The sequence below is a fragment of the Cyclobacterium sp. SOCE241 genome, assembly GCF_056867545.1.
Genome location: NZ_CP149779.1, coordinates 3,847,438 through 3,859,194, shown reverse-complemented (window position 1 = coordinate 3,859,194; position 11,757 = coordinate 3,847,438). Strand labels below are relative to the sequence as shown.

17 protein-coding genes are annotated in these 11,757 nt (G+C 35.4%); 7 read left to right on the top strand and 10 right to left on the bottom strand.

What is annotated here, in order from left to right:
• Positions 1–114: 114 nt before the first annotated feature.
• From WG932_RS19250 to WG932_RS19210, 9 genes are all read right to left on the bottom strand, one after another.
• Entirely contained in the window at positions 115–444 is a 330-nt protein-coding gene (locus WG932_RS19250; protein WP_483085061.1) for a hypothetical protein, read from the bottom strand.
• Complete coding sequence (locus tag WG932_RS19245) at positions 429–1,343, bottom strand: TolC family protein (RefSeq protein ID WP_483085060.1); 915 nt, start codon at positions 1,341–1,343, stop codon at positions 429–431. The genes WG932_RS19250 and WG932_RS19245 overlap by 16 nt, the downstream gene beginning before the upstream one ends.
• Before the next feature lie 72 nt (positions 1,344–1,415).
• On the bottom strand, positions 1,416–2,786 hold the full coding sequence (locus WG932_RS19240; RefSeq protein ID WP_014019558.1) for a sensor histidine kinase: 1,371 nt from the start codon (positions 2,784–2,786) through the stop codon (positions 1,416–1,418).
• Complete coding sequence (locus tag WG932_RS19235; protein ID WP_483088689.1) at positions 2,783–2,923, bottom strand: winged helix-turn-helix domain-containing protein; 141 nt, start codon at positions 2,921–2,923, stop codon at positions 2,783–2,785. Before WG932_RS19235 ends, WG932_RS19240 begins: the two co-directional genes overlap by 4 nt.
• A gap of 79 nt (positions 2,924–3,002) precedes the next feature.
• Positions 3,003–3,461: a response regulator transcription factor gene (locus WG932_RS19230; protein ID WP_483085059.1), complete on the bottom strand. Its 459-nt coding sequence runs from the start codon at positions 3,459–3,461 to the stop codon at positions 3,003–3,005.
• A 219-nt stretch (positions 3,462–3,680) separates the two neighbouring features.
• Positions 3,681–4,085, bottom strand: coding sequence for an SDR family NAD(P)-dependent oxidoreductase (locus tag WG932_RS19225; protein ID WP_483085058.1), 405 nt, complete (start codon positions 4,083–4,085; stop codon positions 3,681–3,683).
• Positions 4,086–4,916: 831 nt separating this feature from the next.
• On the bottom strand, positions 4,917–5,924 hold the full coding sequence (locus WG932_RS19220) for an ATP-grasp domain-containing protein (RefSeq protein ID WP_483085057.1): 1,008 nt from the start codon (positions 5,922–5,924) through the stop codon (positions 4,917–4,919).
• Positions 5,921–6,580 carry a CatB-related O-acetyltransferase gene (locus WG932_RS19215; protein WP_483085056.1) on the bottom strand — a complete coding sequence of 220 codons (660 nt, stop codon included), beginning with the start codon at positions 6,578–6,580 and terminating at the stop codon, positions 5,921–5,923. Before WG932_RS19215 ends, WG932_RS19220 begins: the two co-directional genes overlap by 4 nt.
• Positions 6,581–7,435: 855 nt before the next feature.
• The gene (locus WG932_RS19210) at positions 7,436–7,942 is read right to left on the bottom strand and encodes an OmpH/Skp family outer membrane protein (protein ID WP_483085055.1); all 507 of its coding nucleotides are present in this window, start codon (positions 7,940–7,942) and stop codon (positions 7,436–7,438) included.
• 936 nt (positions 7,943–8,878) lie between these two features.
• Here WG932_RS19210 and tnpA point away from each other — a divergent pair.
• From tnpA to WG932_RS19175, 7 genes are all read left to right on the top strand, one after another.
• Positions 8,879–9,196 (top strand): IS66 family insertion sequence element accessory protein TnpA, encoded by a 318-nt coding sequence (gene tnpA / locus WG932_RS19205; protein WP_483088688.1) that lies wholly within the window; start codon positions 8,879–8,881, stop codon positions 9,194–9,196.
• Positions 9,197–9,265: 69 nt separating this feature from the next.
• Complete coding sequence (gene tnpB, locus WG932_RS19200; RefSeq protein ID WP_483085054.1) at positions 9,266–9,496, top strand: IS66 family insertion sequence element accessory protein TnpB; 231 nt, start codon at positions 9,266–9,268, stop codon at positions 9,494–9,496.
• Positions 9,497–9,601: 105 nt separating this feature from the next.
• Positions 9,602–9,724 carry a hypothetical protein gene (locus WG932_RS19195; protein ID WP_483085053.1) on the top strand — a complete coding sequence of 41 codons (123 nt, stop codon included), beginning with the start codon at positions 9,602–9,604 and terminating at the stop codon, positions 9,722–9,724.
• 147 nt (positions 9,725–9,871) lie between these two features.
• A complete protein-coding gene (locus WG932_RS19190; protein ID WP_483085052.1) occupies positions 9,872–10,270 on the top strand; it encodes a transposase in 399 nt (132 codons plus the stop codon).
• Complete coding sequence (locus WG932_RS19185; RefSeq protein WP_483085051.1) at positions 10,264–10,452, top strand: IS66 family transposase; 189 nt, start codon at positions 10,264–10,266, stop codon at positions 10,450–10,452. The genes WG932_RS19190 and WG932_RS19185 overlap by 7 nt, the downstream gene beginning before the upstream one ends.
• A 34-nt stretch (positions 10,453–10,486) precedes the next feature.
• Complete coding sequence (locus tag WG932_RS19180) at positions 10,487–10,648, top strand: hypothetical protein (RefSeq protein WP_483088687.1); 162 nt, start codon at positions 10,487–10,489, stop codon at positions 10,646–10,648.
• Entirely contained in the window at positions 10,645–11,094 is a 450-nt protein-coding gene (locus WG932_RS19175; protein ID WP_483085050.1) for an IS66 family transposase, read from the top strand. The genes WG932_RS19180 and WG932_RS19175 overlap by 4 nt, the downstream gene beginning before the upstream one ends.
• Positions 11,095–11,238: 144 nt before the next feature.
• Here the strand turns inward: WG932_RS19175 and WG932_RS19170 are convergent, their stop codons facing one another.
• Complete coding sequence (locus WG932_RS19170) at positions 11,239–11,682, bottom strand: DUF1569 domain-containing protein (protein WP_483085049.1); 444 nt, start codon at positions 11,680–11,682, stop codon at positions 11,239–11,241.
• Between the last annotated feature and the right edge of the window lie 75 nt (positions 11,683–11,757).

The following is an 11,757-nucleotide window of genomic DNA, read 5'->3' as shown; positions in this document are numbered from 1 at the left end:
TATTACCGGATTTATATTTTTTGTGTTCATTTTAATTCAATGGTTTATTTAATCAAATCCATACCAACGGTGTAGTTAAGTTCCTCCGCCATTTCATTGACATCCTTCCCTGCTTCAAGGATAACTTTTTTGTTTTCCAGATAGGCTTCCCAAAAAATCAAGGTATTCAAGCATGCTGATGTTTCTTTCGATAAAATTTTGTGTATAACTTGTAAGCAGGCCGTCAAGGGTGCTTTCATAATCAGACGCTATTTCATCTAGAAAAAACACTGCGTTGGATAGGTTTTGGTAGGAGAGTACAATTTCATTTTCAATCTTAAGAGTTTTTTCCTTTCTAAGAATTTTAGATTTTTTTATTCCAATTTGTGCGTGCCTAATATTACCCTGATTCCTGTTAAAAAATGGCAAATCCATGGATACCCCAAAGCCTACAAAATCGAGCATTGCGTTACCCCTCTGTCATATGCGCTACTAAGTGTAAGATTTGGGATTCTTTGGGCTTTTTCGAAAGCATGCAAATTATTGTAGTATGTTTCTTCCAATTGTGTTATTCTATAATCCGGACGGTGTATTTTAGCTTGCTCAATAATATCATTCAGAGCAAGTTGACTGAATTGCTCAGTGTCTTTCAAAAATCCTTCATCAGTAATTTGTAAATGTGTGGTCGCAGGTAAATGCATGAAAACCTTCAGTTCTTTTTGGGCTTCATTAACTTCTCGATTAAATTCATTAATGGTTTTAGCTATCTCCAGTTCCATGGCTTTTAATCGTATGAATTCTCCTTGCGAAACATTTCCTTCCATTACCTGGTTTTTATAGGCTATTGTAAGTAAGCGGATAGAATTAAGCTGATTTTGATAAATGCTTTTACTGAACTGGAGGTATTGCAACCTGGTGAGTTGATTGCGAAATTCTATTTTTAAGTTCCTTAGTAAATCTTCGAAATACTGTTTGGACTTTTCTACAGAGACCTCTTCTAAGGCAACTAATTTTTTTCGTTTTCTGGCTGTAAGAATAATTTGTTCTATCCCAAAGCCGAATTGTTGGTTGGTGGGCAAGCCTCCGAGTGAGGGGATTACTTCTTTCCCACCGGTTTGGGCATTCGTGGCCCAAAAGTTTACTTGGTCCAATGTAAAACTAGGATTAGGCCATAGGTTGGCTTGCATTGCCTTTGCTTCGGCCTGAGAAATGTTGAGCTTTTCAGCAATGAGCCGTAAGTTGTCTTTCAGGAATAGCGCTTCGGCTTGTTCACGACTTAGTTGTAAGGTGTCTTGTGCCTTTGTCGCAAGAGAAAATAATAAAAGAATGAGAATGAGTTTTCCTGATCTTATATTGTTCATCATATAATGCACCTACTTTAATGAGGTGCAAAAATCAATACAAGGACCTTAAAAAAACCTTAAGGAAGATAAAATTTAGCTTAAAGGGAATTTAAGCTCAAAAACATTGGTATTTGGGATAGGGTTTGAATACGTGATAGTAGCAGAATTAAGTTCCACAATTTTTTTTGTTAATACAAGTCCGAGACCAAAACCAATTTTTCCTTCACTGTTTTGTCCCCTGAAAAAGTGATTGAACAAAAACATTTCTTCTCTTTTAGAAATCGGTTTTCCGGAATTGAGGATTTGTATTTTTAGTTCATTCAGTTGTGTACAGTCAAATTTTATTTCAGCTTTTGAATTGTTGCTGTATGAAACACAATTGATCAATAAGTTTTGAATGGCTTGCCGGATAAGGATTGGATTCAGATTGATTACAAGTCTCTTTTCATTAAATTCATCAGGAAGGTAATTTACTTCAAAATGAAAATCAAAATAGATGCCATTAAGCTCTTCCATCACATCATAAAACAGTTCGTCGATGCGTAAAAATTGCTTTTTTGTTTGCTGACCTGCTTCAATTTTTGAAATCTCAAGCAAAACATTGATAATACTCCCTAAAGATTTTGTTTTGTTAATTTGATTTTCAATATCTGATTTGATGATTTTAGTATTGGATAAATTTTTTATTCTTTCAAGTTCTGATACCAAGACTGAAATAGGCGTTTTCAATTGGTGGGAAATATGATGAATTGTATGTTTTTGAAAAACAAATGCTTCATTCGTCCTTTTGATTAACTCATTAAAACTTAGTGTCAATTGCTTCAGTTCGTAAGAGGTTGTTTCAATTGGCAGTTCTTCAACTTTCTCTTTACTAAGGTCATATTGTTTAAGCTTATCGGCAAGTGCTGTGATTGGTTTTGAAATTTTATTGGAAAGAAACCTTGAAATGAGGATTACCACAAAGGTGATAAATAGGAAGATTCCAATTAAAACATTCCGTAAAAAATACATTTTCGTATATCCGAAAGCATCATAAGCCTTACTTACCGCATAATAAGTTTGATTATTTGCTTCTGCATAAATACCGATAAGATCATAATTTTCTTCTTTGGTTTCTATCCATCTTTGAGTTTGCGATAGTTTGTTGAGAATGCTCTCTGCTTTAACAATATCCAAGCTATCCAAACTGGCGAAAATCAAGTTTTTACCGGAGTCATATACAAGCAGTTTTTCATCGTAAAAATCATTGATGTCTTGCTGGTCTATCAGATAAGAAATGGTAGCGCTCTCTTGTTTGATTTTTTCGATAAGCTTAATGGTTGTATGGATTTTTTCGTTTTGCTGTTGTTGAAACTCTTCTTCCCTATATTCTGAAAATAAAATGTAAATAATCATTAATGAAATTGCCGTGAGGGCAATCACTGTAGTAGAAAAATAAATAAGTATTTTATTCCTTATTTTCATTTTAAATCAAGGTAATATCCGAAACCCACTTTGGTTTTAATCGTGTTCTTGCCAAACGGTTTGTCTAATTTGTTTCTTAAAAAATTCACATAAACCTCTATGGTGTTGGTGTTTGCATCAAATGTGCTTCCCCATATTTCTTTTATTAAATCCGGTTTGGAAACAATCTCTCCTTTTTTTCCATTAGTTTCATTAGTATTTGATACTCTCTCGGTGTCAAGCTAATTTCTTTGCCTTGTCTGTGCACTTTTTTTGAGCATCGTTAATTGTTAAATCGTCTGCAACTAAAATGGATGTATTTGTTGAATGGATTTGTTTGTTGCGTTTAATAAGAGAATGAACCCTTAAAGTCAGTTCTCTCATAAAAAAGGGTTTGGTTAAATAATCATCTGCACCGCAATCAAAGCCCTGTATTTTATCTTCTAACTCACTAAATGCTGTCAGCATGATCACTGGTGTAAAAGCATTGTGTAATCTGAATTCTTTACATAGATCAAAACCGTTTTTTCCCGGAAGGTTGATGTCCATTATGATGCAATCATAATTATTTTTTCTCAACATTCGGTCTGCCAATAATCCGTCAAAAACGTATTCCGTATTGAGGTTTTCAACTTTCAATGCTTCATTTATATTTTTATTCAGTGTTGGATCGTCTTCTATTATTAAAACTTTCATAAATGCAAAACTACTGATTATTGTTCAATGTGTCATAGTAGAAAATGGTGCTTTGGGTATTGAGAAAGGGTTGCTTAAGTTTCGGAGAAAGCCCGGTTTTCCGCTTGTAAGTTGGTAATATAATTGAATAAAAAATGTTCGGAGTGTAAAAGAAAACTTCAAAGGACTGGCTATCTGCTGCATTTTTGTGACCTGATTTTCAAGAATTAAATTTTTTTCTTACATAAATCTATTTAAAAATGATGATATTTTGGCAGATCTAGGGTAACAGACTTTCTTACCATTTTTGATGCTTTTTTCAACGGCTTTTACAACATCTTCAGGAGAAGAGGTCAGGTATCTATTGAAAAAGGAGTTATTGAAAATATCAGGCTGATCTGTTGCTTCAGCTTGTTTCAAAAGTGGCATATCCACCGCTGGTGGGCAAACAAGTAATATTCGTACTTTAGATTTTTTGTTTTCCTCAATCAAAACTTTGGTGTAAAAATTATTAGCACATTTTGTAGCTCCATAAGCTCCAAATTTTGCAGTAACAATCATGCCTGCCGTAGAACCGTAAATAATCACATCACCATAATTTCTTTGCAACATATCAGGAACCACAGTTTGGCATACATTAACCATTCCAGTAAACTCTTTTCACAGAATAGATATCAAAGGAGAATCTTTAAGAAAAGAAATCTTGAAAAATGAATAAAAATTCACCTACTTTAAATGATCTTTCGTAGTGGCACGGTTTGACCGAAATACCCATTGGTCAAGTTGTAAGGGTATTATTCAAAATGGTCTGGAAGTTATAAGAGACAATTATTAATTTACTGTTTGCTTACTTTTGATTCTGCTCTTTCCGGTGGAATAAGTTTAAGCTCTTTTGTAAACCATATTGGTCTTTATTTGACTCAAATTCTGTTAAATAAGCTTTGTCATTGAATCCCCTGTTTTTGCAGGATTTTTGAACCTTTTTTTAGATTGTAAAAATAGAACTGCTGTGCTTAGCAAATGAAAAGTCAAGGTGAATCTCACATTCCATAGCAAACTAATGCATACGCAGTATCCATTTTGGAATGATTAAATAGTCAATTCGTTTTGCAAAAACCTTTAAGTCTAAACCTATTTTTATTGCTTCCTATTTCATTAAACAAGTTGCTGATTATAAAACTCATCCAAGCCAGTATGCTTGTAACTATACATTAAATCAATGTCAATTTTGTCCACGAGTTTTTAAATATCCCGCTTCACATTTTTAATGTATGTTTACGGGAATTGTTTGCGTAATAGCCCTGGGTTGCATCTGCGGCAGGGCTATTACGTATGATAGAATTTTTCCACTGAGCTTTAATCTTTTAAAACATTAAAAATAGATTTCTTTAGCTCAATCTTTCCATCAATTCTCAAGCAATCTATTATTCTACATGAGTCTAGTATTGTGGGAGTGGACGCATAGCCACAGAGGTATCATTCCCAAACAACTGGCAAAAGTTCTTTTGTTACGTAAACATCTCTTTTATACTTAAAATTTTCCAAGTTAGTATCTTTTTTATTTAACCATTCTATTAATTGTTTTGGATAATTTACACCTGCACAGTGAGCAACCGGATAGTGTCCCGAAATCCTACAGTTCATTTCCAATAAATTCAAGGTGCCGGTCTCATCAGCAAGTATGTCTACAGACATAATACCCTTATGCTTTGTTGCTTGGGATATTTTTTTAGCTAAATCAATAAATCTTGCATTATCAACTGTCAAACCTAAATCTGTTTCTCCAGATCGCATCTCTACCTTCTCTTTTGGGATTACTGTTACATATTTCCCATTCAAGTCGTTAATTATATCTAACCCATATTCTTTCGATTTTTTAAACTCTTGTATCAATACACTTTCTTCTTTAAAATCGGTACTCTCATACTTCAAATAAGAATTAAACACCTCATTTTTACATTTGTTATACAGAACATGCAGCTCTTCTCTGTTATTGACAGTATATAATCCAATAGAGCCCATACCAAATCTGGGTTTTATAATTAAAGGATAATAAACACGCTTTGATTCTATTTCCTTTAATGCATCTTCCATGGAAATATATGTTTTAGGAGTTGCAATATTTATTTCCTGTGAAAATTTGTATGTTAACCATTTATCGTTACATATTTTAAGGGTTTTCAGGGGAGCATGAATTAGATTTACACCAATTTCTTCAAATCGCTTTTCCGACGACCCCAATACAACCAAGTCTATGTCAAATAATGACATTATTGCATCTATCTTATGAATTTTGCAATAGTCTACTAAACAATCAATATAATCATTTTCATATATCTTAGGTGCAATAAAGCTAAAATCGGCTTTCCTGAAAGCAACGGTAAAGACGCTATTACATACATGAATTTTAGCATCTTCTGATGCTTGCTTAAAATAATCGACAATATAGCCTCTTCTACCTACTGAGGTTAATAATATATTCATTTTTTTAACTTTTCTAGTTTATTTAGGGTTTGAATTATATCCCCATCTCTAAACGATTCTATCTCATTTATAATTACCGAATCATCTAGATCCCACCAATTTAATTTTATTATTCTATCAATTATATCATCGGAAAATCTAAATTTTATTATCCTTCCCGGGTTTCCTGCTACTACTGCGTATGGTGGTATATCTTTTGTTATTACAGAGTTTGCTCCTACCACTGCTCCATGACCTATCATCACACCTCTTAATATAGCGCTACCTGCTCCAATCCAAACATCATTACCTATTTCAACTTTCTTCTCATATCTGTTATGCCAATCCTCGGTTTTAAAAATATTAAAATTAGAGTTAGGATTGTATAAAAAATCATGAGTTGTAATCCTATCAATTTTATGTTCCCCTCCCCCGATAGTAACATGCCAAGAAATAGAACAGAATTTACCTAACGTTGCGTTATAAATTCTTGTGTCACAACCTGTGTACGTATGTTTGCCTATACTTGTGTTTTGAAAGTAGTTTCTTCTATCTACCCTAACATGTTCTCCTAAATTACAATTTACAATTCTTGAATTATCGCCAATACTTACATGTTTTCCTAATTTCGTATTTTCTACATTTACATCTTTATATATTTTAATGGTTTTATCCATGTGGTTATTTGTTTTCATCAATCAAAATACGATTATATATAGTTATTGAATTTTTTAAGTGTTTATAACTTAGTTTTCCTGTCCTTACTGGTAACGGTATAAGCTATGTCTAGTTGCGTGGGTTAACACACAACTTTGCAAGTACGCACCAAACTGAAAATCTGAAAGGATTTTCAAAAGTACATGAAAACAAACAATTATTTATGGCCATTGTGTAAGCCCAAAATGTGCATTTGGTATCGAAGATACCAAATTATTTCAGAGGGTGAAAAAGAAACTTGTACACTATTGGCTCCGGAATTTTTAAGAAGGTTCACGCTACATAACCTGTCCCGAGAGTTGAGCGTTTTAAAGGGCTTGGGTCGCCTCAGGCATGTTTGTGTTTTGCCAGTGATTTTAAGGCTACACAATAAGTTAATGTCAACAGCCAAATTGGTTAAGTGGTATTAGAAGTGGTGGAATAATCAGACTTTCCTGCTTATAATTTTTCTTATAGCAAAATCGGGAAACTACATACGCTGGCAAGTTTTGACAAATGTGGGACACCAGCCAACTGGTTTGACAAAACGTGGAACCTAGATAATGAGCGATAGCGAAATTGGGACAGGTTAACTCTACAGGAAATAACACTACAAATTGACTCCAAAACCGCTTTTTTAACAACAAAAGGCTGTATTAAATTATCTAGGGTTTGTTTTTTTGTGTTCTTATGTAGTAGATAGGTCTGCATGTTCAATAAAACTTGAACATCTTTCGAACCATGAGTTGTTTATCTGTTTTGCAGTGCGGTTTACTTTACAGCTAAGAGTGCTTAGACTTGGTCAAAATTAAAGCGCTAAACAGATCATTGTAATATCAAATACCAAGTTTGGCTTTCACCATTGCTGTAACATCAATACTTTCTTCTGCAAATAGTAGACTCTGTTGGTCAAAAATGGCATTATAACCCTGTTCTTGGGCTACTAATTTAATCGCTTCATTTATTCGGTCATAAATAGGTTTTATGAGCTCATTGCGTTTATCCTGTAGGGTAGAAACCATTTCCAACTCGAATTTTCCAATATTCTCTTGTTCTTTTTGGAGGAGTTCGGTTTGGTTTTGCTTTTCAACCGGAGTTATTTCACCTTTTCCAATTTTATCTTCCAAGTCGGCAACCTTAGCTTGAAAAGTTTCCACCATAACTTGACCTTTTTCTTGGAGCTGTTTCTGAAACGCCTCCAAATTTCTTTCTGCTTGTTCCAAAGCCGGCGTTTCGGCCAAAATTTCTGAAGAATTTACATAGGCAAAAGATTGGGCATGGATAGTTGTTGCTGTTAAGAGCCAAAATCCAATGACTGCAAAGGATAGTTTAAATTGAAGCATAGGTCTTTTAAGTTTTTGAGTTTGGTTAAATATACAATTTTATTGGATTCAGATGTCACTTGTGGTTCTAAATTAGCTTGTCCTGCCAGAGGTATTGATTCCCAGGTATATATCAGATAGCAAGTTCCTGACATGATGCTTATTTCACCATATCATTTTTCAACTTCTAGAATCTTTTAAGTCTTAAACTTCCCTTTAAAACGCTACTTCTCTATATGGTGGTGGTATGGACATTAAGTATGGACCCTGAGCCAGTTGTAGGGCCTGTCGCCAGGATGCTCAATTATTAGCGGTAGAATGCTTTTTGGATAAGTAAACTATGTGACATCAGTACCACCGGGACAATGCATGTAGGTAAAAAGCAATACGGGAATTCTAATACTGCAATATTCGGCTGTTCGAATGCAAATTGTTGAATTGGCAAAGGTGAAGACAAAATAGCTAATGAAACTATAATCAGTAAAAATACAATTCCAATCCTATTCCAAATAATGAAAAAATTATAATTGATTTTTCTTTTTAATATTAAATGATAAACCAAAATAATAAATGCAGAAATTCCCATTACCATGTCAAAATTCCAGCCATGAAAAGTCATTAGTTTCGGGATTTTTTCTTGAAGATAAAGTTGATACAAAATCAGTTCAACCGGAATTCTTAAAATGTGTATTCCTAACAGGTAGTTTGATTTTAGTTTTGTGGCATCAATTCCTTTTAGTCCGAAAATAATCAATAAAACTGTACCGAATAGGGCTAATGGAAAAAGACTCGGTTTATCTTTAAATACTTGGTAAAATGCCAGAAAACCAATCGATGATTGCCAAACTGTAAAAAGCAAAATTAATCTTTTCTTTGGTATCCATCCGACAAACTACATCTTTTGTAAAAGCTAATCTGTTGCTAAACTTGTGTCATGAAAAGACGAATGAAAGCAATATGCGTAAACTTTATCAAGAATGGTTATCCTCAGGGGTTAGCAGATCCTTTTCCGATATGCATGGGATCGTTCGAACAACTTTTTATTATTGGATTAAAAAATTCAGCACACAGGAAGAAGAAGCAAATAATGGAAGCTTTCCAATTGCTGGACACTATTCCATCTGTTGGTCGAGAAGGCCGAGTAATAGCGCATATTCATTATCCTTCAGGAATCAGCCTAGGAAATCTATGATGGGGTCTCACCCGAGTTTATTAAAACGCTTCTTGTCTAACGAATGCTTGCGCTATCTCTTCATGTCGTTACTTTTTATATGATAAGTCCACTGATATGCGTTTTGGTATCAATGCCCTTTCTGGACTGGTACGTAACAAGCTTGACGGCCCATGAATGGAGATGTGTTCATTTTTATTGGCAAGCGAGGCAACCAAATCCGACTTTTGCAATGGGACAAGTATGGTTTTGCCTTATATATCAAAAAGTTGGAACGAGGCACTTTTGAACGTCCTATTCTCATCGGAACAGCCATTACGAGTACTCAACTCAGCTTCCTCACAGAGATAAGGCTGGAATCGGTACGCTACAGAACCCGATACACACCCTTAAAAAGGGCGTGAAAATAAACACGTGAATTAAGTAAGTGCCTTAAAACTGCTTCAAACCTATTTTTTATGCTTATTTTTATGTCATGGAAAATGAGACAATCGACTACAAAAAGCTATATGAGCAAGAGCTCCAAGCCCATCAAAGTCATTGTTGACCATCTCCGAGAGGAAAGTGCAATAGCAGACCTAAAGCATGAACTTGAAAAGTTCAGGGAGTATATTTTTGGCACCAAAGAGTGAAAAGAGAACCCTTTAATGTGGGACTAAATCAGATGGGGCTTTTCGAGCTAGGCACTACCCAAAGCTGTACAAGAGGAGCTTTCCAAGGTCAGTACCTACCACAGAGCAAAAAACCACTCCAAAGAAAGAGCCAAGGGCACCTCTCGTATGAGCCTTCCCGAAGAGCTCCAGAAGGGAAGAAGTGGTGATAGAGCCAAAGAATCCACTGAAGGTTGTGTGCAGATAGGTCAGGAAGTAACCGAAGTATTGGAAGTAGTTCCGGCATCTTTTTATGTGAAACGCTACGTACGTCCAAAATACGCGAGACCGAACGGTGAAGGCATCCTCATTGGTACATTACCAGACAGAGTAATAGAAAAAGGGAATACCTTCAGAATCAGTAGTGCTCAACTCATCGTAGACAAATATGTCTACGGAATGCCGCTTCACAGGCAGCTGGATAAATACAGCAAGATGGGCGTCAGAATCCCTGCTTCGAGTGCCTCTGACTGGGTAATCAAGGGCACGGGAACAGCTCAAGCCACTCCGATCTACTCAGTATGGTAGTCCTAAGTCAAAAATACCTTCAGGTAGACGAAACGCCTATAAAAGTGTTAGATAGAGATCACAAAAAAGGTATTCATCAGGGGTTCATGTGGCTTTATCATGCGCCAGTAGATAGTCTAGTACTCTTTGATTACAGAAAAGGGAGGAGGGATCGATCGGGTCCTAAAGAAATGCTTTGCTGACTTTAAGGGTATCATCCAAACAGATGGCTACAAGGTGTATGATTCCCTTTATGGGAAACATGACACTATTCATTTAACGTTTTGTATGGCACATGCCAGACGCAAGTTTGTAAAGCGCTCAATGACAATGAGGAACAGGCAAGCCTTCATGTCCTTGATGAAATGCAACTACTCTATAAGCTGGAAACCTGAATGAGAGAAAAGGGGTATGACTATCTACAGAAAACGAAGGAGAGAAAAGAGCATGCCACTCCTGTGCTGGACAGATTGGGGCAATGGCTGGAAAAGCACCAATACAGCCACAGACCAACAAGTCCAATGGGTAAGGCTATAGAATATACCAGGTCAAGATGGGCAGGACTGAGTGTTTATGCACTTCATGGACAAATGGAAATAGACAATAACCTGGTTGAAAATGCCGTTCGTCCACTAGCTATAGGTCGTAAAGCGTATCTATTTGCAGGATCGCACAAGGCTGCGGAGATGACAGCAGCCATGTATTCTTTCATGGCCAGCTGCAAAAAGAACAAAATTAATGAGTTTGAATGGCTCAAGGACGTATTCGAAAGAATCCAGAGCCACAAGCAAAAAGATCTCTATCAACTACTACCTTCCAATTGGGAGAAATATAAAATCAAGTAGCTCTCAAAGCATAAAATCCAACAACTCCAAATTAATCTATATGGGTTCCTCGGATGCTTCTTTTCTTTCTCCCTGTTCCGTAATAGAGCAGTAGTAAAGACAAAATTGCAATTAGTATAAACATGGCTTTTTGCATAGCAAAAATTATTTACCAAATTGTCTCAAATGATGGTCTGTATGTTTGAAAATATATTTGCCGATTTCTTCCTTTGTCATTTTACCAAAGAAGGGATGTACAAAGTTTGTATTTGAAAATCCGTTGTAACCATTGAGCAAGTCAATCCATTTTGCCTTTTCTGTTTCAAAATTTCCATTTCCCTTTATTTTAAATTCCGGATGTGTAGGCTGGTTCTTCTTCATTGGTTTATCGTCTTTCAAGATTCCGTTCAAAGCCATTCGGCCGAATAATTTGCCCATAAATAGGCGTTTGTATTGTCTTTTTCCTTGAAACATTTCTTCGTTCAAGGTACAATGTTTCAGCATTTGGTAAGCATTCATTTTCCCCCATTGAGCATTGTTGGTTGTTTTCAATTGATTGATTCGATCTGTCAGACCATCGACTGTTTTTTGATTGAAAATTGTTTCCATAACTTTTTATTTTATTAATTACGAAAACAAAAGTATCGGTTGGTTTTGGTAAAAAAGTTGCCCTATGGCAAAAAT